This window comes from Nocardia sp. NBC_01329 (assembly GCF_035956715.1).
GTDB lineage: Bacteria > Actinomycetota > Actinomycetes > Mycobacteriales > Mycobacteriaceae > Nocardia.
Map to the genome: position 1 here is coordinate 2,526,781 of NZ_CP108381.1, position 25,775 is coordinate 2,552,555.

Consider the following 25,775-nt stretch of genomic DNA (forward strand, 5'->3'; position numbering starts at 1 on the left):
CTTGTCTTTCAGATACGCGCCGAGTTCGGCGGCCGCTTCCTGCGCTGCGCGATGACCGTCCGGCGCCCCGCCCACCCCGTCGAATACCGCCGCGACCACGACCCGCTTCCGGCCGCGGGTGAACTCCACGACCACCATCGCGTCCTCGTTGCGGTCATGGGACGCGCCCCTCTTGCTCATACCGGCGGCGGACCGGGTTTCCCCGGCCAGTCGGTCGGCCCGCTCGGGTTCGCCGAGTTCCTCGACCGACCGGCCGGCCTGGTCGCGCAGCCCGTGATCCGGGCCGAAGGCGGAGTTCGCGGGAATTCCGCCCCCGCCGAGCACTGCGTCGGCCGGCTCCGTCCGGGCGGAGCGGGCGAGCAGGTTGTCCGCGGGCGGGCCGACCCGGTCATTCGCGGCAGGCGACGTTTCCCGCTGCGCACCGTGGAGATCCGATGGCGTACCGGCCGGCGTCTCGTCGTCGGCTGAGTGGGCCGGTCCGGTGGAGTCCGCGACGCTGCCCTGCGCGAGCATCGGGAGGGCTTCGGGTGTGGAGCCGACAGCGCTGTGGTCGCGCGCAGGTTCGGGTGGCGACCATGCGGAGCGCGCCGGAACTGTGGAGGTTCCCTGTTCACTGACGACTGTCACCGGTTCGCCCAGGTTCATGACCGGCGCGAGGGCTTGCGCCCAGCCCATGGCTGTGGCCCGTGAAGCGTTGGCTTGGGCAACTGCCCAGTCGATGGGCCGATCAGCCCACCTGTCGGCTACCTCCATGACGGGCTCGGCTATGCGGCCCCGCATACGCTGCTCGTGCGCCCATTGCTCGGCATTCGGTGTCCGCACCTGCTGGTAGAGAGCGTCGAGCTGGTCGGCCAGATGCGGATAGTGCCGTTCGGCTTCTTTTATGAGCTCGAACGTCTCCTCCGGGGCGAGCGCATCCACCACCTCACCCCACCGATCAGCATGAAGACGCCCGGTGTATCCGCCATCGGCGGTGATCACGGTGCGTTCCTCGTAACGGCCGTATCTGTGGTTCGACCATCCCCGAACCAGCATCACGCCGAGCACCTCATAGCTGTCGGGGTCGGTGTTCGACGCTCGCAGCATCACCCGTGGCTTTTCGTGCTGGTCCATGAACGACTCGTAGTCGGCGACAATCGCACGGAGTTCCTCGTCGCTCACTCCGGCCGTTTTCAATCCCTCCAGCGCTTCGGCGAGCTGACGGGGAGATATCAACAAACCATGAGCAAATTCCGTTTCGACAGACCGGAAAGCTCCGATACCGGACAGCGGATATATTCCGCCTTCGCCCTGACTGTCGATCGGAATCATCACCCGCCACCCGGCGGCCCCTGATTCAACTCTCAGACGTTCCCTATCCGTCACCGGGATCTCGATAACAGGCAGGTCCCGCTCGGCGGCGAAGCGGCTCAACCATTGGGAATCCCAGGCACTTACCGGCGCCGTCGATTCACTCTCGGTCAGGGTCTGCGGAATCACCACCCCGATCACTTGCACCCCGGGGCCGAACGTGGTGTTCAGATCGACCGGCTTACCCATCCGACGCTCATCCGCCATCAGACTGTCGCCGGTATCAGACCCCTCGGCAGACCACGCAAAAAACACATTCTCGGGTGGGATCGCGATGAGCAGCCCGGCATGCTCCGGCGGATGTTCTTCATCGATGAGAGCCGGGGTATGGGACATATACCGGTTCTCATCGGGGTCGTATTCACGACGAGTACCGACCCGATCGGGATCCCGAACGAACATATCCTCAGGCGTCGACCGGGCAATACGAGAATCGGGCGCGGCCAGCTCGCGCAGCATGGTGCCACGGGCACTCAACGGCACCATCACATACCGCCACCCGGGCCTGTGATCCCGGGGATCCGTATCGCCGAGCAGCGCGGACGACGGCGCGGCGCTGTCGGAGTCGAGTCCCGCTGAGCCCTGCGTCAGCTCGCGCTGCTCGGGCGCATCGGTAGCCGACTGACCGCGACGTTCGAGAACACGCTGCCGCCATTGCTCGTCGGACATCCACCCGTACGGTTCCAGCGGCCCCGGCTTAGGGGGAATTTCCCCCGCCTCATCCTGGGCTGCCGCCCCGAAGCCTGCCCCGGCCTCGGTCCACACCGCTCTGCTACTGAGGTCGCCCCAGTCTGTGCTATGCCCGGCAACAGCACCGATCAGTCCGCCGGCGGCGAAATCCGGGCGGACCTCGGTCGGCTCTGTCATCGCGGGCCCGGCGCCGAGCATCGTCACCTGCGTCAGTGCGTGGTCCAACTGCCGTTCGACCTGGGTGAGCGCGGCACGCAACTGCTGGTATTCATCGGCTGCGCGCAGCCGTTCGAGGTCGGCCCCGGTCTGCACAGCTTGTTCGTAGAACAGCTTATCGATCTCGATGACCAGATCGTCGATCAGCCGACGGTCGGCGACCAGATCGTCGAGCTCGCCGCGCAGCCCGAGCAAAGTGTCCAGGCGCGCGCGGGCCCGGTCTCGCTGTAGACGCGCCTGCGGCAACCGCGCGCTGGTGGAGTCGTCCTGGCGACCGCGCTCCAGCGCAGTGACCTCCCGGACAGCTTCGCGGTGCCGCTCGTGAGCCGCACGCAGTAGCTCCTCGAACAGCTCCAGTTGTCCGACCCGCAGCTCGGTCTCGTAGAACTCTAGGCAATACGCCGCAGCCAGATCGATTCGATTGATCTTCCAGAGGAGATCGATTTCCTCGGTGCCGTTCACTCCGGGTTCCAGCGGCGCGACAGTGGCCGCGACCCAGCTCGGCGTCATATCGCGCGCGGATTCGCTACGCAGCTGCTCGAGACGTCCGATCAGTCCGCTACGGTCGGTATCCAGTTGCTGCAGCAAGTCGCTCGCATCCGGATCGTAATCGCGCTCGGTGATATTCCGGCGGCAGGTCTGCTGCCAGACTTCGACTTCGGTCCGGAAGCCGATCAGCATGGCGTCCAGTCCGATGGCGATATCGCTCGGCGGATCGGACACTGGCCAGTCCAGCGCCGCGGCCATCAGCCCGTCGTCCACCGCGCTGCGCAGTTCACGGAGCTCGGTGTGGTGTTCGTCCAGCTCGTCGAAGAACCGGGTCTGCTCGCGCAGTCGCTTTACCGTCTGCACGAGATGGTGGAGATCCCGGGCGCGCCCGGGATCAGGCTCAGCGGCCAACACCTCGGCGAGCTCTTCCCCGGTCAGTGTCTCCAGCTCCACGTCCGGCAGGTATCCGCCCAACATGATCTGCTCGGCCGCGAACCGATTCTGCAATGTCTGCTTGGCGGTGGCGATCTCGTCCGGATTCCAGCCGAGCGCGGCAAGATCGACATCGACCGCGGCGCCCGGCGTAGGCGGAGGCTGGGGCACCATCGATTCCACCTCGCCGAGGCGCCGCACTGTCTGATTCAGCGCGGCCGCCGCCGTGGCCACCCTCCGGAAGACTTGCGCCTCGGCGCCACCGCGCCAGGACCGGGTATACGCCTCGAACAGCGCGACTTCCAGCGTGTCGATAGCCCTGATCCGGCCGGTGTCGCGATCGGCTTCGGCGAACATCGTCACGACCGCGTCCAGCGCGTCGAACTGATCGGTGTAGGACCTCCGCTGCTCATCGTTCACCAGTTCCGGTGGCATTGCTCGCAGCGCGTCCAGCGCCAGCCGCGCCCGATCGTGCAGCCTGGCCAATTCTTCACGGACATCCGAGCCGGACCTCAGATCGTCCTTGTCGAACACCTTCAACAGCGCCGCGTGCAGCTGTTCGCGCCGGGCCTCGGCGGTGCGGCGCAGCGCGATCAACTCCCGGCCCAGCCGCCCATCGGCGAACTCCGGCGAATACGGATTCCCCTCGCCCAGCTCGGCTGGGAACATTCCGATATCGACATCGGGCAGCGAACCCGCGCCCCAGCGGACCTTGAAACGTGGTAGCGGGTTGAGCCGCTTGCCGTCCGGGTCGATTACGGTGGCCCAGGCGCGAACCACTGTGACGTCCGGCATTGTCGGGTAGGGACTGTACTGGTCCCGGCCCGGATCGAAAACCATGATCTCGCCGCCGACATTCACCAGACGGAACGCGTGCGCCCCGACAATTCGGTCACCTACCCGCTGATGGAACTGCTCGAGGTACTCGTCGACGATGACCGCCTGGGCACCGTCGCCCAAGGCCAACAGCTGTTTCTTGATCGCCAGGTGTGGATCACTCGGCTTGTCCGGATCCCTCGGGATGGGAATCAGCGCGGCGCGCAGTGCTTTCTGGAAAACTTTCGGATCGACGCCTGCCAGCCCGATGTTCTCCAGCAGTTCGACATCGATTCCGGCCGCGGCCAGCTCTCGTAATACCAGCACCGCACACTGGTTGCGCTCATGATCCGACCAGAACCGCGACGGCTGCCATTCAGTGGTGCTGTCGGCGGTCGCGACGGCCGCTTCCGGAGCCGCGCGCTGCGCGCCGCGTGTGGACAACCGTGCCGCGACCGCGGCGTTCCACTGCTGGACGCCCATATGCTGGAAGCCCTGCTCCGCGGCCCCCATGGCGTTGTAGTACCGGGAGTGGCGGAAATCGCCGCCCGGTTCGGGCTGCCGAACCCGATCGGTGTGCACCTGGCCGTTTTCGTCGACGGAAACCTGGTGGTAGGTCACGTCGATGCCGCTTGCCGCCAGTTCGCTGTGGCTCGCGCTGATGGCGCCGCGCAGCACCCATGTCAGTTCCGCCGCCGGGGCCGCGACGACCAGCCGAACCCGCCCGTTCTCCATGACCATTCCGACGCCTTCGCGGAGCGGGAACACGTTTTCGGCGGCCAGCACATCACGGGCAGCGAGGATCTCCGCGGCGCGGCGCGCCTCGGGCAGATGCAGCCGGGTGGCGATCGCGGGCGGCCAAGTGCGTGGGCCCGCGGCGGGTTCCCATACCTTCCAGGCCGGTTCACCACGGGTTTCTTCCACCGGCCGCGGCTGCTGGGCCACCTCGGGTTCGGCAATGCCCAGTGGCGGGACACCGATATTCACATTCGATTCTCGGCGCAGCGGCTCGACCCGCTGGAGGAAGGAATCGCGGAGGACGACAGTGGAGTCCTCACCCAGTCTGTCCGGTTTCACCTGCAGACGGGCGTGGAACACCCGATACGGCGGGTTCGGACCGAACAGGCTCGCAAGTTTCGGGAGTTGTTCGACCAGCCCGCCCAGTGCGCTGTCCGCCCGGAAATCGGTTGTGAACACCACCAACGCGGGCGGCTCCGATTCGATGCCCGGCAGACGCACGACATAGTCGCTGAGGCGCTCCGCCCGAGCGGGGTCCACCCTCGCAAACGCACAAACCTGGGCGAACAGGGCTTCATCGGCGATCGCGCGCCGGGCGGCATCGGTTTTCAGCAGCGACCGAGCGTGATGTAGTTCGGCGGCCACCTCGAGCAGCCGCATCTGCCTGCGGAGGGTGCCGTGTTGCTCGGCCAGCTCCTTCAGCCGCCGCGCCACCGGGGTGCCGCCGAGAACGGGCTGGTCGGCAATGGCGCGCACATCGAGATCGGCCGAGTCCGCCGGATCCACCCCGAGCCGCGCGGCCAGCTCCACCCAGGCGGTCTCCGTGTTCCGGCGCAGCGCGGCGAACTCCGGCGCATCCGGAACCAGGTCCATGTCGGTCCCGAATTCTCCGGCCAATCGGGACATCTCGCTGGTCAGCGCATCGATTCGCCCTTCGAGCAGGCCGAGGTGCAGCGGGGTGTCCTCCACCCCGTCCCAGGCGCCATGCCAGTGCATCGGGACCACGGGTTCCGGCACGGGCACCTCGAGCTGAGCCGCCAGCTCGGCATGCCGATCCAGTACCTGCCGCAACCGGGCCAGCTGTGCGGTCAGCTCGCGGACCTCGGCCCGAATGTCGCGACGCCGGTATGCGTTGTCCTCGAAGATCGTGGCGGAATTCAATTTCTCGATGGGGACGCCCATTTGGCGCGCCAAGCCCAGCTGTCGCGCCTCCAGCCGCTGGAGCATCGTGGCGATCGCCTCACGCACTGGCACCTGCGGAACCGTGTCGCGCCTGTTCCAGCCCTGAATTCGCAGCACTTGCGGGTACCTGCCACGAGCCCAGCCGCGCATCCCCAAGTCTCGCAGCAGCTCACTGCGCTCGCGCTCCAGCTCCGAGAGCTCGGTCCGGGCCTGGTCGGGAATACCCGGTTCACCGGACGATTCGGCCTGCGCGTACGGCCGCGGCGCGGTCCGGTCCACGCCGTACACCAGATCGTCGGCCCGATGCGCTATGACCTGGATCGCGTCCAGTGCACTGAGATGGTCGCGGGCGGCCGATGCCAGCTCAGCGACAGTGTCCGGGTCGGCGGCCTCCTGGGCCAGCCGGGCCACCGTCCGATCGATGTCCGCGGAACTACCGAGGCTGCGACCGGGATCGGTCACCGACAACGACGCCGCGAGCCTGTCCCGCTCACGCCCGGTGTCGCGGAGGACCCGCTGCAGATCGTCGCGCGCGGCGATCGCTTCTTCGAGTGCGTCTCGCGTGTCGTCGGCCAGCAGATGCTCGCCGTAACCGTCCGCGCGGAAGACGAAACCGTCGACCGGGCCGGCCAGGTCCAGGGATTCCGTTGTGAATTCGAAGAATTCGGCGCCTGCGGGGTCGACGACGAGCAGTCGGCCTTTCCGATTGGTCACCGCATAGGCGTTGCCCTCCTGATCCAGCACCACCACGGTGGCGTCCCACCCCGACGAGGTCAGTACCTCGGATATCTCCGCGTGCTGTCCGGGGAAGCGCCAGGGGCGGATCCCGAACGCCGCCGCCAACGCGTAACCGGCAGTGCCGCCCGCCAGGGCCATATCGCCGCGCAGCGGCCTGATGTTCCGGTTCCGGTTCAAGGCCGCAGCCGCCATCGCCACGGCCGAGCCACGGAAATCGGCCCGGTCCTCGGGGGTGATCGCCGCCGGCGGCAACTGCGCGAGTAGCTCGGCCACTCTCTCCTCGGGGCGCTGCAAGGCATACTCGCATTCCAGGACCTGCTCGGCCAGTCCGAACAGCCGGTCCATCGGCAGCAGCTCGTCGCGCCGCAGCCCACCCGAGCTCATGGCCTGCATCTGCGTCAATTGCTGCAGGCTGAGGGTTTCCGGATCCAACCCGAGTTCCACCGCCAGTTCCCGGAAATCCACAGTGGCGCCGAAGTGGTTCACCAGCGCCCGTAGTCGGCCCGCAGCCCACCCTTGCAGATTCACCAGGACGTCATCGAGACGACCGCCGCGCCGCATCTGCTCTCGGACGGCGGCGTAGATCCGGACCGCATCGTCTCGCCGCCGGTCCGCCCCGGTCGCCTGGTATTGCGGGATGGTCTGCCATTCGCCGTCCAACGGATGCACCGGAGTCTTGTCGGCGTCGAAGAAGACCGCCTCTACGGTCCGGCCGGTGTCGGTGTCCGGTGTGAATTCCCGCACCACACCGCTGTCCAGGTCGATCATCATGATCGGGCCGTACTGCCGATACATTCGGGGAGGTCTCTGGGTTGCATGCTGTTCGTCGTAGTTGAGCAGCACGTATCGGCTCACCGAAGATCCGGACGACTCCACGACCAACGCGACGGCGCCCGGTTCCCGGGACAGTAGATCCTGAACCAGGTATTCCTGGCCCGGATACCGCAGCAGCCGGCCACCGGTGGCCTCGGACAGATCGCCGGCCACCGCACCGAAGTCGGCGGCGGACGGGCGCCGGATCACCTCGTCGCCGAGCAGCGCGGCCAGTGTCTGCACCGCCGCCACCGCATCCCCGTACGGCCCCCGCACCGCATCATCGGGGTCGATCTCCAACAGCGCCAGATGGTTCTCGAGCTGCCGATCGAGGTCGGCCACCGGCTGCGCACTGTCAACCGCTTCCCTCACGGGCCGGTGCCGCGCATCATCGAGTACCGCGAACAAGTGGCGGCGACCCAGCACCCGCAGGTGCTCGAACCGTTTCTCTTTCTCCTCGATCTCGCGCAGCTCTGCGAGCAGCTCGGTGTTCTCGTGCTCACCGGCCAGCAACTCCGCGGTCGGTGCGGCCGGATCCCAGTCGAGCTCGGTGACCACGTCGCGGCGCCGCTGCTGCAACCGCTCATACGCGACATCCGCCGCATGCTGTGCCCGGGTCAGCTGCACCAGCCGTGGGTTGCCACCCGGCTGTGCAACGGCGCCCGGGGCTCCGGCCCCGCGGAGTTCGCCGGTCGGCACGGCCCGCGCGTTCTGGTCGAGTTCGTCGTCGAGGGCATGGAACACCGCCGGATCACGCCGCCGATCACGCGGCGCCCGCGGCCCCCGCGGTCCACCGAGCTCGGCGAGCACATCATCGACACCGCCCACGCGGTCCTCTCGTCCGCGACCCGGACCGAACTCTTTGTGCTCCTGTCCTCCAACAGCATTCGGCTGCAAGTACCCGACGACGCCGTCTCCGGTAGGCGCTCCTCCGCGATTCTCTGGAGTGTGCGAACGGGGTGCCGGAACCTCGTCGACGGGCATTGTCAGCCAGTCGCGGTACTGGTCCATCTCCGGGTCGTTGTACGCCTGCGCCGCCAAGTTCGTGCTGTCGCTGTCGTAGCCGACCAGGGTGACGGTGGGCAGGTACGCGAGTTTGTCCGGCATGCCCGGGCTCACCGAACGCATGGTGCGCAGACGGTACAGCCATTCCAGATCACGCACCAACTGATCCGCGCCGGCGGCGTGCACCAGCACCGAGGCGTGGGCTTCGCCGGTGAACGCGACCCGGTAGTGCTCGGCGAGAAAACGCACCCCGGCGCCCATAGCGTCCGCGGTGATCGGGCCGGTTCGCACATGCACGGTGACCGTTTTCGCCAGATCGATATTGCCGAACGACAGGAACGGCTTGCCCTGACCGCCGTATTTCGGCAGATCCAGTGACACCACTTGCAGCACCGGTCGCCAACCGGGCAGGCCGTCGGTCAACCGCTCGGCCTCGGCCAGCATCGATATCTGGTCGTCGAGCAGGGCCAGCTCGCCGGCGAGCGCCGCTCCGGCTTCCCGGCGATCTCGGCGTTCGTCGGCCAGCAACCGGCGGTTGGCGGCGTCGCGGCCTTCCGCGGTGACCCGGTCGGAGTTCCCGAGCTCTTCCGGGACCGATGCGAGCATCGCACTGCGAGACCGAGGTTCCACCGACCGCCAGTCGCTGGTCCTCAGGGTACTGCGGCCCATTTCGATGTCGTCGCTGCGATCTTCGGTCGACGGGTCGGCAGGCACGAGCACCGGCCGGGCCCACCCGATATCGAGCCCGTACATTTTCAGGGGGGCGATGTATCGAACCATCTCCCGCGCCACGTGGTTGCCGTCGCCCCGGGCGTAGAGGGACCGCTCGCCGTTCTCGGTGCGGACCGCGCCGAACACTCGCTGGGTGAGAGCGATGCTCTCGGCCAGGAGTGCGTCGAACGACCGGCTCGCGGCGGCGGGATGCGCGTCGTGGCGCAGCACCGCGACCACGGCCACCTTTTTGTCGGCATCACGGTATCGCGCGTAGAGGCCCACGGCCTCGGCGATATTCGAGATCATCGCGCCCCGGCTGACCGCGGTATCCGGTATGTACCAGATCACCAAAGGGGCGGACTGCGCGTGGCCGAAGGAAACGGTCACCTGCGACCGGCCTACCGGAGCGCCTGCCGATATCGGTGCGGACGACCCGAAGGACAGCAGGTGCACCGGCACCTTTTCTCGGCCCCGCCACCGCCGCCGCCTGCCCAGCCCGGCACCCCGCAGATCCGCTTCGGCCACTACCGCAGCCACCAGGTCGTTCATATGAGCGCGATTGAGCTTGTCCCGGAATTCGGGAGGGACCCCGTCGGCCTCTCCTACCACTCGGGGATACCGATCGCCGAGCAGATCCCGCGTCGGTGGGTCCAGCAGCTTCCACCGCGAAGCGTTCTGAGTACCCAGAACAGACGCCCGGCCCCCATAGAATTCGCCTACGACCGGGGCGTGCAGCATGTCGGCTGGTTGCTTCAGACCCGCTGCCCGCAGAGCCGCCGCGGCTCGCGCGTCGCCCGGCTGTGACCGTGCGACGGCGTCGAGCGCCTCGGCTCCTTCGACAGCATCCGGCGCACCGGCAACCGGCCCCCGCGGCCCGTCACCCGGCGGCAGGCTACCGCCGTCGCCGTCGCCGTCGCCGTCGTCGCCGTCGCTTGGCGCATGCCGTTCGAGCTGGGCCAGCCGATTCAGGACCGCGTGGTATTCCGGCAAGCCCAGCCGGCGCAGTTCCGGTTCGACCTCGCTGATGCGCTGCCGGATCGCTCGGATGTGCGACCGCGGGATGGCGTGGTCGAGCCAGGTTTCGGTGCCGTCCTCGTTACGCCGGACGTAATGCTCGGACAATGCGGGCGTCGGCGTATCGGTCGCCGCCGGGCCCGATGTCAGGTTTCCGGTGAAGGCGAGGTGATGGCCGACGCCGATCAGTGTCTGATCCTCGCCGACGAACCAGGCGGGGGAACGGCGGGGGAGATCCAGCAGAGCCTCGAGCAGACCGAGCCGTTTCCCGGCCGTGGAGTCGTAGTGGGCACGCCACCGACCGAGGTGGAGGTCACGCAGTTCGCGTTCCGCCGTTCCTGGATGGAACAGCTGGTAGAAGCCGAGGGAGTCCGGATCCGCTTGTAACTGTCCAGGTTCCACGTCGCATGCCGCGGCGAGCAACGCTGCCGCCTTCGCCACCTCGACCTGGCGCGGATCGTCGACTCGGGTGTGAGCCAGCAAAGTCCCATCGGCGAATTCGACCTGCTGTGTCGCCAGCCAACCGTCGAGTAACAGCGATTCGCGGCGAAGGTCGCCGGACGCGATGGCATCCGCGACCACTCGGCCGAATGGCCGCACATCGGCGAGACCTTCCATCCACGCCCGCACCGCGCGGTCGGTGTAGAAGTCGCGGTAGGAGACCTCGTCGGTGCGCTGACGGTCCGAATCGACCAGCCGCTCGGTGACCTGCTCACCTCCGTGGCGGTCGACCCGAACCTCCCGATAGTCGACACTTATGCCTTGCGCTGCCAAAGCCTCGGGCGACAAGCCCGCATCCTCCAACACCCTCGACAGCTCCGCAGCGGGCGCGGCGACGACGACTCGCGGCCGGGCGCCCGGGCGGACGACCACTCCCACCCCTTCGCCTATCGGGGCCGCGTGTTCGGCGGCGAGTACGTCGCGCGCGGCCAACACTGTTGCCGCCTCGCACACCCGCGCCAGATACCCACGAGCCGCCTCGAGTCGCTCCACTGCCGCTACGAGAACACCGTTATGGCCGAACGCCTCGAAGAATGTGTCGGAATCAGCCGTGGCCCCCGCATCCAGTACCCGTCGACGCCGCGCCTGTTCGACCGTTTCCGGGTCGGTATCGGCGATCTCCAGCTCGAGCTCGCGGCACAACTCGGCGATATCCGAGCGGATCTCGGACTCCAGGCGAGCAGCACTCTCGATCTTGGTGCGCACGGTGGCGCGGACCTCGCCCGGCGAAGTCGCCGGATCCGGCCGCCAGCTCAGCCAGCCGTCTCCGGTGGCCATCTCCCGCTCGAACTTGTGCTCCCACTCCTCGTCGACGACAGGCTGGGGGGGTGCCTCCCTCGGGTCTTTCAGCGCCGACACCTGCTGCATCAGTCCGCTCTCGCTGTCCGCCCGAACGTGCGAGAACCACTTCACCAGAACCTGTACCGGCCCGCCGCCGGCCCCCACACCGGCCAGCCGCCACAGTCCTTGTGCGTCCCGCGCTATCGGGAAAGGTATGCGCACGTCTGCGACGGTGATCGTGAGGGTCTGGTCGGCGGCCGGGCCCGGCTGCTCTGCGATCTCGAGGTCGGTCTCGTGCGAAGCCAATCGCCGGGCGACTTCCAACGGGCCGTAGGGATCGACGTCCACCCCGGAATCGACGAGGCGACGCCCCATGTTCCCGAGCGGCTCGAGCCACTCGTCCCACTCCACCGTCACCAACCCGGTGCTGCGATGCGTCAGGTACGCGTCCAACAGCGCTGCGACGATCACGAACTGGCTCGGGCCCACAACTCGTGGGGGTTGTTTCAGCGCGTCGGCCAGTTGCCGCGCCAATTCCTTCGGACTGTCCGCCCGGGTGGCCGAGAACCTCTTGCCGAGCACATGCGCGGGGCCCTGGTCCGGTGGAACACCGAGCAGTCGCCAGCCCTGTTCGTCCTGGATCATCGGCAGCGTCGTGCGCAGTCCCCCGACCTTGATTTCCGCAAACGCGGTGGGGGTCGGGTCCGGCAGTTCCGACTGTGCGATGTCGGGCCGGGCGATCTCCCCGGCGGCCAGTTTGCGCGCGACCTCCAATGGGCCGAAGGGGTCGACGGCCTCCCTGGAGTCGACCAGCGCGCGGCCGGCGCGCAATACCGGCGAAGTTCTTTCATCCAGGGACACCTGATCGGAATTCCTCCGCAGGACTCCACCGAGCACACGGTGATCGAGCCGACCGAGCGGCTTCAGCCACTCCGCAAAGCTCACCTTCACCCACCGCTTGTCGCGATACATCAGATACGCGTCCAAGAGCGCGGAGACGATCTCGAGCTGATTCGGGCCCGGCCTCGTCGCGACGTCCACAGCCCAGGTGCTGTCCAGCACCTCCACCGAGCCGTCCGGACGCACGGTCAACGACGCCCGCGTGATCCGGTACTCGTGCCGCGGCGACAGCACGTCCTCGAATTCCGGGTGGGAGTAGGCCAGGTCGGTCAGCGCCGCATCATGTCTGCCCGGCAGCGCCAGCACGACCAACTGCCCGCGACCACCGTTCGGGTCCGGGATGTGGATCACATGATCGGTCCGCCGGACGCCACCGGGACGCGCCGCCACCTCCGCGTCGATCCGCCGCCGCGCCGCCTCGTGGTCGAGCGCGGCGACCGCGCGGTAATACCCGTCGAACAGCTGGGACAGCCGGGCGATGCCGTCGTCGCGGCTGAGCAGTTCCGTCCGGCGTGCCTGAGCCTGCTCGAGCAGCGGCACCCGGTACGCCCAGTCCGGCCGCTCCGGATCGTCCAGGACGGCGTCGACGAGGTCGGCCGGGGTCACCCGCAGCCGCTCGGCCAACGCGGTCCACTCCACCATGACTGCCGAGTGGAGACCGGCGAGCTGCGCCGCGGCCGTGTCGGGCCAGCCCTCACGCGAGATACCCAGACTGTCCGCCAATGCGGCACATTCGACTACCGCATCTCGGACCCGCTGATCGAGATCCGCGAGATCCGCGGCACGCAGGTCTGGGGCCACGCTGGTAGGAGCACCCACGGCCCGGCTCGCAGGACCCAGAGCCTGCGGAATCGCGATCCGCCCTTGCGGGACGGGCACCGTCACCCGCTCGACCCGGAACCGGTCTTCTAACCGAGGCGGCGCCTCCCCCAGCGCGAGCTCGAATTCACGCCACTGCGACAGCAACCTGTCCAAAGCACGCTGATGCCCGCCGTCGACAGCTACCACGACCAACGTCGCGTCCGGGAACCGGACGATATCATGACCTTCCAGCTGCTCTCCGCCCGGTCGCTGCCGAAGCACCTCCTCGACGACCGGTCCGCATACCTGTGTATCGACGGTTTCGTTGTGCCACACCACAGCCGCCACCGCCTCGCGATACTGCTCCAGCACCCGAGGCAGCTGAGCCAGCGCTTCTTCGCGTCCCGCGATATCGGCCCGGCGCGCATCCAGGGCGCGCCCGTGGCCCAACCGGAGTACCGGCCCGGCCTGATCCAACTCCGCCGCCAACCCGGCCCGGTCGGCGGCAACCATATCCGCCTGTATCGCCAGAGCCTCGCGCCACTGCTCCTCGGTCCACTCGCTGTACACACCGGGGATAAGGTCGAGACGGTCGGCCAACTCCGCGGCCCGCTGACCGAACCGAGATGCCGACCACCCACCGATTTCGGTTCGGCCGGCGGGCCGCACCGCCTGGCCCGGGTGGGTCTCACTCCGGTCGGCCCGCGATGACGACTCGTCCTCCGGCTCGATGGGCCGGGCACCGATCGGCCCCTGCGGGCCCCGGCCCGATTTCGGGATGCCATCGGGACCCAGTGGATCCGACGGCCGACCGTCGACGCCGAAGATGATGCCGTGCACCGCGCCGACGCCTTCACCCGCTTTGCGTATCCAGACATCCACGTCCTCGCCACGGATCAAGCCACCCATCGCGTTGTCGAACACCACGACCTCACCGACACGCAAGAAGAGTTCGGGATGCCGACCGGCATAATCCTCGGTGACCTTGAACACCGCGAACGCGTGCGCGCCCTTGCCCGGGAATTCCATGGCTCCCGCCACCGCGCCGCCGTGGAGCCAGACATGGCGAACCGCACGGGCCAGTCCCTCGGATCCGATCCCGAACTGCGCAGCGGCCCAATTCCCGCGGAGGCCCGCCGCGAACTCGGCGCCGTCCATGCCCGCCTCGCCGATGCGCGGATCGTCGGCGGACCGGATGTCGGCTCCCGCTGCCCCGAGGAAGTCCTTGACCTGGCTCTGTACGAGTGGGCCGCAGATCTTACGTTCGGTGTGCAGATGATCGACCAGATCCGCCCACCCCTCGGCGGCTACACCGTCGGCCACCGGGGCAGTCGCGCGCCTGCCGAACTCGGCCGCGGTTTCGGGATTCAGTTGTACCGAGAGGGTTTCCGGCGGCACCCCGCCCAGTTCCAGAACGATGCGCCGGACTCTGACCTTGACCTCATCGGTGGACCACGGATGCCCGTCGACGGCACGGGCCACAGCCGTGACACTGACCCCCAGAGACAGAGCCACCGTCTCCAGTGACAAAGTCTCGGACTGCTCGGACTGCTGAGCGCCTGCCGACAACTCGTCGATCGCATGCCGAACTCGTTGCCGGTCGTGCTCCGAGACTCCGGATCGGTTGTGCACGATCCCATTCACGGTATCGGGATCCACCCCGGCATGTTCGGCGACCGCTCGCACGGACGGAAAACCCCGACGATCGTCGGTATCGGTGGCGAGTTGCTGCTCGCGCACCGCGTCGGCGACAACCCGCGCGGTGGTCCGCAGGATTTCCGAGGCTTGCCGGGGGGTCGTGCCCAGCTGCTCGGCAGTCTCGGCGGTCGTCGATCCCGTTCCGAATCGCAACCGTGCCGCATCTCGCATCCGAACCGGCAACGCCTCCACGGCATGCCGAATCGGCAGAGCCCCCGCCTCGGTCAGTACGCGCCGGTCACCGCGATCCAGGGCGAACTCGAACATCCGCCGCTGGAAGTCCGGGAATTCGCGCCGCCACGGACCGGCCTCGGCGCTGTCCCGGGAGGGTTCGGCACTCTGTTCCGCAGAGGCGACGGCTTTATGCGAAGAATCCCACGCCGGCTCCTCGCCACGCAAAACAGCATCGGCGATCTCCGCGAAGCCGTTGGTACGCAACAGATGCCGGGCGAAATGACTCACCGCCACCGCCAACTGCGGTGAATACGCGGCCCACCAGAACGGGTTTCCGCGCAGGTGGTCGATGCCGCTCATCACGTCGCCGGGAACGAGGTCACCAGCCACGATCCGGCTCCGGACCCGGCCGCCGATGGCACATCTGGCCTCCACCGAATCCAGATCGGAAGCCCCGAAGATATCGAGGATCCGGCCGTCCGGCATACGAATAGCGCTGTGTGTCGGCAGCCATTCATCATTGATCAGCACATCGAAAACCACGGTTTCCCAACCGGTCATGCTGTGCAGGGCACCGGCCAGATAGTGGCAGCGGGAACGGCCCAGCATCTCTTCGGCCTGCCAGTCGACGGTAGCCGCGGTGAGTACGAGCCGAGAGTGCCCGTTGTGGGTCGGGTCGCCGAATTCGAATACCGATTTGCCCGTGAAATCGGCTCGTACCATATGACGCTGCCAATGCGTCGGGATGTTCCGGTCGTCGGAGGTCGAATCGGGTTCCGGAGCGACCGGCGCGACACCGCCGGTCGCGATCACCGTGTCGGCCTCAGCCACGATCTCCGCTACCTGCGAGCGCGCTTGCGCGTAGTGCCGGGCGAGCGATTCCAGCTCGGCCACCTGTGGTGGTCTCGACTCGACCTCGGACATCGAACGCCGCTGAAGACCATCGGCCTGCGTGTTCATCCTGCGCAGGATGTCCTGCTCTTGTCGCACCGCCTCCCGATACCGTGGCACCAGGGAATCGAGTACTGCCCGCGCCGCAGCGGTCAACGGGTTGGCTCTGGATCCGTCCCCCTCGAATACGAAGCCACGAACCGCTACTGCGGCGTCTCGATCCGACGATTCGAAATCCGCGATGTACTCGCCGAGAACGCCTACCTCGCGAATCCGACCACGGTTGTCGACGACCACGCGGCTGGCCCCGGACTCGTCGCAGACGACCACCATCGCCTCGGAACCCGCCGACTCCAGAGCCCTCATCATGTCGGCGTGATCAGAAAATTCCTGTGGCTGCGCGCCGAGCGCCGCGGCGATTTCGAAAAGCGCTGCACCGCTGCCGCTCACATTTCGGGCCAGCGGGCGAATTTCGGGGTTTCCGGTGATCGCTGCGGCGGTCGCCACCGCCGCCGGACCTGAGAAATCGCTGATCGTCATCGCGGGCAACGGACGCACCCGGGACATCACCCGGGCAAGCGAGCCACCGATGCGTGCGATCCGCTGCACAACCGCCGCCCCCTGTGCGACCAGATCGGCTACCGCCTCGGGTGGGTTCTCCGGAATGTTGCCCGGATCGACTCCGTGGTCTGCCGCGATGCTGTTCAGCTGGTCTCGCTGGGATTCCAGCAACAGCTCGGCCCGTAGTCGTTCGCCGTGCAGGGCGTGCAAGCGGCCCGCGTCTTCGTGCACCTGCCGGTACCGCTGCATCGACTCCTCGAGCATCGGAATTGTCCAGCTCCACGACGGATCGGTGTAGCTCGACTCGTCTGCCCGCAGTTCCCGCAGTTCGGATTCCATAGACGCCGGGTCACGGCTGCTCACCGTGATGCCGAGCTGCCCGGCCAGCTCCAGCACGTAGTCGAGATGCTGGGCTGTGTCCATATCTCGCCCGTAGAGCTCACTGAACTCCACGACCCGCTTCGGAACCGGCTCGAACTCCGGCAATCCACTCTGATCACCCCGGGCACCGTGCGATGGCTCCGCGCTTGCGGATGGGTTTGTGCCCTTATGGCCGCCGACGCTCCCTGCCGCGCCGGCATTGCTCTCGCCAGCCGCCCCGCTGCTGCGGAACGCGCTCACCTCCGGGATACCCGGGGTATCGGCATACACCACGAAGGGATCGAGCCCTCGAGGTCGCCGCCCACCAGCGGGATCGGATCCTGTAAATTCCGAAGACCCTTCGAACGCTACGCCGCCTGGGGGGCCCGACAGCCCCCCACCGCCGCGGGCGGGTGGTGTGGGGTCCGGCTTCGGCCGCTCGCCACCCTCGGGACCGTCACCAGGCGCATGCCGCTCCAGCTCATCCAACCGACTCAGAACGAGATGGTACTTCCGGTCGAGCAGGAGGAGACGGAAAACCGGTTCCGCCTCGATGACCCGTTGCCGGATCAGCTGAATTCGCGAACGCGGAACACTGTGGTCGAGCCACGTCGCGGTACCGTCCGCAGCGCGGTGCACGAAATGCCCGGACAGCTGCGGGCCGGCCGTGGGCGAGGCTGGCTCGGTGTCACGGTGATCGGTCCCGATCACCTCCCCTGTGTCGCTGATCTGCCAGGCCGGAGAGTGCGCGGGGGTAGCGACCACGGCTTCGAACATGCCGAGTCGCTGACCGCTCGACGAATGGAAGTACGCATTCCACGTTTCCGGGTTCGCGATTTCGGTCTCCGGGGTGCCCCGGTGGTCGCGCCGGTAGTAGCTCCGCTCCGACCCACGAAGGAACTCCGACGGTTGTACCTCGAATGCCGCGGCGAGGACAGCGTCGGCCTCCGCTTCGTCGACCTGGCCCGGATCGGCAACCTCGACCAGTGTCGGGTGAGCTCCGTCGGGGAGTGACCGTGCCACTATCCCGAACGAAGAAGGACGGCGGTCCTGACCGAGCACGACGGTGTCGGCAACCTCCGCGGCGAACGACCGCTCGTCCGCGACCGCGTCCACCTTATGAGAGTCCGGATACCGGTACGGCTCGGCGTGCTCGGGGGAAGCCGTGTAATCCGGTTCGAAGGGACGCTGCGTGATGAGGCCGTCGCGGTCGACCCGAATGTGCCGGTAACTGATTTCGACGTTGTCGAGATCCACCCCCGAATAACGCAACTCGGCAGGGTGCAGCTGCGCCACCCGATCCGGACGCCCTGGCAGAGCGGGGACAGGTGAGGTGAAGATGATCCGAGACCGTCGCTCACCCGCTGCCGCGACGAAGCCGGCACCTTCGTCGAACAAGATCGCGTTTTCGCCCACCAGGATGTCGCGGGCGGCCACCACCGCCGCCTGCTCGAGAATATCCGCACAGCGCTGTTGCGCCGCCTCGAGGTGCTCGAGCATGACGCGCACCCGATGTGCGATCGCAGCGTGCCGGGACAGGTCTTCTTCTACCGAGGGGGTCGCCGCTTGCAACGCCTGATCGATCTCCGCCCGATCCATTCCGGCAACGTCGATCCCGATATCACCACACCAGAAGGTGATATCGGCACGGATATCGTCCGCGCGGACGAAGGCGGTTTCGATCCGCTTTCCTACACTGCCACGCACGTGGCCCGGTGGCGTCTCCGGATCGAGTTGCCAGGATTCCCAACCGTAACGGAAAGAGCTGTTCAGCTCGGCTCCGATCAGCGCTTCGTCGGCCGCGGTCAGCGCTTTCGTCCCGGGCTCGATCACGGGAACCGGTTGCGCAGTGCCGTCGCGGCCTGGCACGGCGCCCTTCTTCAATGCCGTGGCGACCTTGCGCCCCAGCTTTTTGGTCTTCTTGGCACGCCACCCGTAGAAATGCTTGGCCACGACAAGACTCGGATCGTCCGATGTGCCGCGCGCGACGGGAGAGGCAATCCGATAGCCTTCCCCGTCCTTGACCATGTACAGGGTGACCCGGATGCCGGCGACCTCGATTCCCACATATTTCACGTACTGGTGAGCAGTATCGAAGGTGAATTCAACTCTGGTGTGTGCGCCGGTGGCCAGATCACGCACGACTTCTTCCGACCCGAACGGCTCGATCTCGGTATTCGTTTCAGCCAATCGGTACCCCAGCTTCAACGCTGGGGAGGAGTTCTCGTCGAGCGGTTTCCCCCGCTGAATTCTATCCTCGGGGGATTTGGCCGGCAAGTTATAGAAAGGGCTCAGACGGGGCAGGCGCGATCCGAAACGGACCACAGGTTTCAGCCATTCGGCCAATCCGACGGCCCTGCCCAGCCCGTTCGAGCATTTGGTGAGATAAGCATGCAGTAGCGCACCTTCGAGTTCGCGCTGACTGGGGTTGCGGAATTTCACCGGTGCTTTCGGGACGACAACCTTCACCGAGCCGACCGAATTCACCTTCGCCGCCACCTCGGTGATGCGATAGTGCCGTGACCCGTCGGGCGTGATCGCCGGCCCGAATTCCGGCTTGTCGGCGACCAGCGCGGTCAGTGCCTCGGAGTATCGGCCGCGCACCGCAACCACGATCAACTGATCCCGTCCGGGCCCGTCGCCGGGTACATGGATGACATGGTCGCTCACCCGTCGCCCCCCGGGGTAGTCCGGAAGAAGCTCCTCCACCCCCCGGCGCGAAGCCACGTCGTCCAACTCGGCAAGAAATTCGAGCTGCTGGGAATAGCACGCGGACATCCGGGCGAGTCGTTCATTGCGTTGGATCAACTCGGCGCGGCGCCTGCCGAAGTCCTCGAGTTGCCTGCCGAGATCGAAGAAAGGGTGGAATCGTCCGAGGCGATTGCCCAGCATGTCCAGCGGGATTTCGAAAAGATCCGCCGGATCGACACGCAGTTGCTCGGCCAGCAACGTCCAGTCGCGGGCTACCTCCGCGTGATACTTCCCGAGGCGCTCCTGGGCGTCGATGTCGTTGCTGAACTCTGGCCAATAACGTCCGACGGCACGTTTCTCGTCGTTCCAACCCCTCCGTGCCTCCGATTCCCACTGCACGAGAACACCGAGATCATCGACATGCCGAGGCGCGGGAGACGGGTCGGTGAGGTCGATCCGCTCTGCGGGGACGCGCACCGTCCGGTACTCGACCCGGTAGACATTCTCGATCCGGGCCGCCGCCGAGTCGAGTTCGGTTTCGACTCCCCGCCACTGCGCCTGCAACTGGTCCAATGCCCGTTGATGCTCGCCCGCGACCGCGACCACTACCATCTTCCGGTCCGGGAACCGGATGATGTCGTAGCCGTCGAGACGCTCACCATCCGGTCGACTCCGCAGAATCTCCGAAACGACCGGGGCACACGCGCGCGTGGTGAGTGCATCGTTGTGCCGCACGGCTGCCGCCATCGCATCCCGGTAACGCCGCAGTGTTTCCGGCAACCGGACCAGAGCTTCTTCTCGGCCGAGAATGTCGGCGCGACGAGAGCGCTGTATCCGATAGTGCTCCAGCCGGAGCAGAAGAGTCACCTCTTCCAACTCCGCAGGCGCTACTCCCATTTCGTTCGCCAATGCGGCCCGGTCAGCCGCTACCTCCGCTTCCTGTTGGGCGATGGAGAGGTTCCAGCGCTTCTCTGCCCAGGTAGCAACTACGCCGGAGCTGGGCAGGCCGAGTACCCGAAGTAACTCGTCCAGATCCCAGCGTGAGTTCCGGAGCTGTTCTTCGACGGACTCGGAGAACGGAGCACTCGACTCCGCGTCATCGGACGGCTGCGGTCGCGCGCCGATATTGGTGTCCGCGAAATCGACACCGGCCATCGCCGACGGTTCTTCACCGTCGGCGAGCGGACGAGCGGCAGTGCCGTCCGCATTGAAGACCAAGCCGAAGATGCCTGCCACATTGTCCGGGCGAACCCAGTCCGCGTAGTCGACTTTGCGGCCGTCTTCTTCGACGACGACCCGGTCGCCGTCGAGGGTGAACGCTACCGCGTGGGCACCGACGTTCATGTTCCGGAAGCCGTCGAAGGCCATGACCGCGACCACGGCGCCGCCGTTGGCGATCAGGTGTGCGCGGATATCGTCGAACGAGTCGAAGCCGCCCGGATGCCAGTCCGCGCGCAGCAGTTTCGCCGCGTCATGGGCGGAGACCCCGTCGGGGCCCGCGACAAAACCCGCCAGCCCCGGCGGAATCGGCACGCCCGCCGCGGTCATCGCCGCCCGCCCTGCTACCGGCAGACAGTTGCCCGGCGGTTCCCGGCGGTCGGAATCGGACAGCAGGAAGTCGGTCGAACCCAGCGAAACACCTTCGATGGCCACCAACCCCGACGTCTGCCCGGCCAGCTCGGCCAGACCGTCTTCCAGGTTGCGTTCTTGCTGGGCCGACATTGCGGCCAGTTCGTTGCGACGGGTGGCTATTTCGGCCAGCTCGCCGAGACCGATCATCTTCGTGGCCGCCGAGCGCAACGGTGCGTGCTGTGGCAGCAACATCTCCCGGAGCGCGGACACCCGGTGCAAGGGCAGTCTGCCTTCGACCAACTCATTGCGCAGGGCCGCCGAATCCGAATCCCGGACCAGCTGTTCCAGCTCTCTGCGGGCCCGTTCCTGCGCGCGGCGCAATGCCCTCGGGCGGGCGGATTCGTCGGATGCCACCCCGAACGCAGTGGCCAGCCGCGCGAATTCGGCGTCGACCGGAGCGCGCAGAACAGTGATCTCGCGCCGGCGCGCCATCATGGTATCGAGTCGTTGCGCCTGAGCCGCCGCCTGGTAGCTGCGCAAGTCCTTGTCATGGTATTCCACTGCGGCACGGCTCAGCTCGACCAAGCTCAGATACCGGTGCAACGTGCCCAAACCCAGGATCCATTCGGCGGGCTCGAGCCTGCTGCTCGCCTCGGGCAGATTCTGGGCCATCCAGTCGTCGATCGTGGCAGCTGTCACGGTAGGCGCGCGCCACCCGGGCATCTGCGTCACAGCCGTCTCCGCGGCCGCGAGCGAAGCGCGCACAGCAGCCAGCGCGTAGTCCGGGACCGACGGAATATCTGTGTCGCCGAATCGTCTCCGATGGGCGTCATGCGCTTCGGTGTAGCGGGCCGACGCCACACCGCGCCGGGAGGCGATCTGCGCAATCCCGGATTCGGCGGCGTCGATCCGGTGCACAAGATCGTCCGAAGCAACGAAGTCGTCCAGCACAACCAGGAGCGCATCGAGGCCCTGTAGCCGCAGCAACGACTCATTCCGTGCCGCGGCGTTCCGGTCCAGCAAAGCCATCGGCGTCGCCGCGATACGGCTCGGTGTCAGCTGTTGCGGCGATACGCCGTCGAGCATCACGGCCAGCTCAGCCGCCTTCAGTGCCCGCGCCTCGTGCAGCCGGGCGCGTTCGGCCCGCAGGTCCGACAGGTCGACCGGCTCATCCAATTCGGCACTGAGATCGGCGAATTCCGTCTTGGCCGAGCCACGGGCCGCCAGCGCTTCGGCACGAGCGCGCAGCAATTCGGGACCCACCGTGACGCCCACCGCGTCCTTGACCACACCGACCGGGTCGAGCGCCAGCGCCGCCAGTTCGGAGTGCAACTGTTCGCGCAGTTGCCGCAGTCGCGCGGCGCGTTCGGCACTCGCGGCGAGGTCGATCGGCTGGCCGATCTGCATCCGGAAGTTCTCCAACTGCCGGATCTGTGCGGCGACCGCATCGGTTCGAGCAGCCTGTGCGGTCAGCCGGCGAATATCGTCGGCGGACCCCACACCCTGCTCGAACCGCGCCCGAAGACCGCGCAGTGCCGCGGCCGACGCACCGATCTCATCGGCGCGCTCCTGCAGATCGCGGGCCTCCTCGACCGATCGCATGATCTCGTGCAGCCGCTCGAATCTCTGCGCGACCTCGTCGTGCGCTTCTCGCCGATCCGCGAGTTCTTCCTCGACCGCGTCGTTCTCCATCAGGTCTTCCAGCGGGATGCCGTACCTCGCGGCCAGTGCGGCGCGTGCCTCGGAGAGCTCGGTGAACCAGAAGTGCCACGTCGGTGACCCGGGGAGCAGCAGATCCGTGATGAGATCACCCACCGCCACGGTCGTGTCCAGTCCGTAGTGGCTGCGATACAACTCGATATTGTCTTCGAGGCCGTTCCGGAGCAGCAGAGCTTCGCTACGCCGGTCGCGGTGCAGGGCGGCCAGGTGCGGCGGCAACCGGAACGGCTCGAAGGGCGCGGGGCGCTCGGTCGATCCGTCGCCGGCCGACGGTGGCCCATTTTTCCGATCACGCGTGACATAACCGAGTATCGACGCGGCGAGCGATGTCGCGCCGAATATGCTCGCGTTCATCCAGCCCGTAAAGGAAGCGCCCTCGGATAGCATGGAGCCGACGGTCAATCCACCTGCTATCCCGCCTACAGCGCTGATGATATCGATCGTCGACCACGCGCTACCGGTGTATTTCGAGGGAACTACGCGGGCGACCTCGTCGCCGAATTTCGTGTTCTGGACCGATTGGGCCATACCGGTGGCAGCCGAAGCCGCCCAGAAAGCCAACGCGTCCGTAACGCCCGCATATACGAGCGAGAGACCTCCCAGCGCCGCCAACGAGGCCGGATAGGTCCATTTGACATTGGCGCGGGCGATCAATTCATCCGGCACCAGATTCGTCGCCACGATTCCGGTACTGATCGCTGCCAAGAGTAGCGCCTTCGTGAGAAACGAATAACTCTCGTTGGTTGCGACTATGTTCACCATATGCACGGTGGCTGCCGTATTCGCGAAGACCGCCGGGAGGCTCAGCCAAAGGAATCCGTGCGTGAATCCGTTCTGCACCAGCAGACGGGCTCCGGCGAAGAAACTGGGTTTCTCGCCCGCTTCCGGTTTCGGCGCGGAGGGAAGGAAGCGCAGCACCAGCGAATTCACCAGATGGGCGCCTCCGGCGGTCACGAACAGCAGCGCATCGGAGATCGGCTGGAGTATGGGGCCCAGGGTTCTGCCGAGTGCGCTGGCCAGCGCGCGCTGCGTGTTTTGATACTTCCGGGCGACGGCCCCTTCTTCCGGGCCGGCCAACCATTCGCCGTACTTTCTGCCGACAGTTCCGGAGATGGCGTCGATGACCGACATGATGCCGACCCCACCGACGAGGGCCAGCGCGGCGCCGTCCGCACCGGACGCGATCAAGCCGCCACCGCCGAGCATGGTCGCTAAGCCACCGGCTGACAACATTTGCAGCGTTTCACGGTTCTTGAGCCTGTCCGCGATCGGCCCGGATACCAATTTTCCGATGACGGTGCCCGCGTGGGCCACAGCCGCCATCACACCGACCATGCTTGCCGCACCCAGTCCGATCATGGTCAGCTGAGCACCGCTCATCCAGGCATTGCCCAAGACGGCGGCCCCGGTGGCTCCGGTGGCCTGTAGCACGAGGGACTTGAGGCGGGGCCGAGTCTTGGCGCGGATCCATCGCAGGAAGGATTTCGAGCGGTCGTCGGGTTGCGCGGCCTCGGGCTCTTCGGCGGGTGGGCCGGTGATGTCCCCGATACGCCGGCGCTCGCCCGGCTGTGCGGGGGGCGGGGTCTGCGGCTCTGTCAGGGTCGTTTCGAGCGGCCGGACGGCATTACCGGCGGGATCGAGTTCGATGCCGTGGCTGAAGTCCACCAGACCCGCGGCGTGAACGGGGACGAACGCACCCATCAGGTTGCCGCTGCGGTCCAACCTCAGAAGTTCGCCGTGGTGGTTGACCACGAAATAGGCGTGCGCGCGTGGCTCGGGTCCGCCCTCGGCGAGATAGGTGTCGACCAACAGCATGCCGCGGCCGTGGTTTGCCCTGCGTTGCTCCTCGAGTTCTTCCTCGGTGAGCGTCTGTCCGGGCTCGACTCCCAGCAGCCTGTTCGCGACGGCCTCGTGGCCGGCGACGCCGTACAGATAACGCCCGGTGGCCGGGTTCGTGATGTGGTCGGCGTGACCGCCGGTCAGCCAGGACAGCGCGGCGCCCGGAGTGCCTTCCTCGTCGACGGTGACCTGCGGCATCGCCACAGCTCGCCGGCCGCCGCGCGCATCGCGGTAGTAGTCGTTGGCCGCCTGCCCGGCCAGCGGCGCGCACTGGCCGTCCTTCAGCGGCAGATCGGGACGTGGCTCGGATTCCTGGAGGAGGCGGGCGCGCTTGATCCGAGCAGCTTCCCGATCCGCCGCCTCCCCCATATTCCGCGCGCCGCGGATATCGGCCCGGCGGACATTCTCGTCAGCAGTGATGAAACTCTGTGCCGCGGCGCTGAGCGATTCGAGACCGGCCTCCGGTGTCACCACCGCACGCCAAGCGTCGAGGGTCTGCTGGGGTCGCGCCACAAATCTATCGATGATCGCGTCTACGGCGCGCCCCGCGAAAACTGTGCGCACCACGTCGGTGAGCGCATCCAGTTTCTGCGACCGGGTCACATCGAGTTCCAGCCGACCGCGCCAGTCGGTCTCCGCTGTGCTCGACCGATCCGATTCGGAACCGCTCGGCATCCGGTCGGCGTCGGTGTCGTTCAGGTCGCTGACCGAGTCTCCGTCGGGACGCTGGTGCGCCTCGCTGTTCGGGTCACTCGGCACCACACCGGCAACCGATTCGGAGACAGCGGCGGTTGCTCGCCGCTCTTGTCGCGCTTCGGCGACCGCAGCGATGAATTCGTCTACCGGAATAACGAGGTCGGTCTTCCCGGCCAACCCCAACCGCCGTATCCCGCCCCGGAAGTCCCGATCCGAAAGCGGATAGATATTCAGTTCCACGACCGTGTCGTCGGACCGGAATCGGTGAGACGCAGCCTCGATATCGGTTTGACCGTCGCGCAGACGTGTTCCGTTCACACGCCCGTGGTAGCGCACACTCCACCCGAGAGTGTCCACTGCCACCCTGACGGGACGACCGAGGTGATCGAACGGGG

The 25,775-nt window shown here is 67.0% G+C and carries 1 protein-coding gene (running past both ends of the window); it reads right to left on the bottom strand.

Every position in this 25,775-nt window falls within one protein-coding gene, locus OG405_RS11715, for a LuxR C-terminal-related transcriptional regulator (RefSeq protein ID WP_327151656.1), read on the bottom strand. The gene is 100,536 nt long; 16,971 of those nucleotides lie to the left of the window and 57,790 to its right, leaving coding positions 57,791-83,565 in view — codons 19,264 (partial) to 27,855 (complete); reading right to left, the first codon wholly in view occupies positions 25,771-25,773. The start codon and the stop codon both lie outside this window.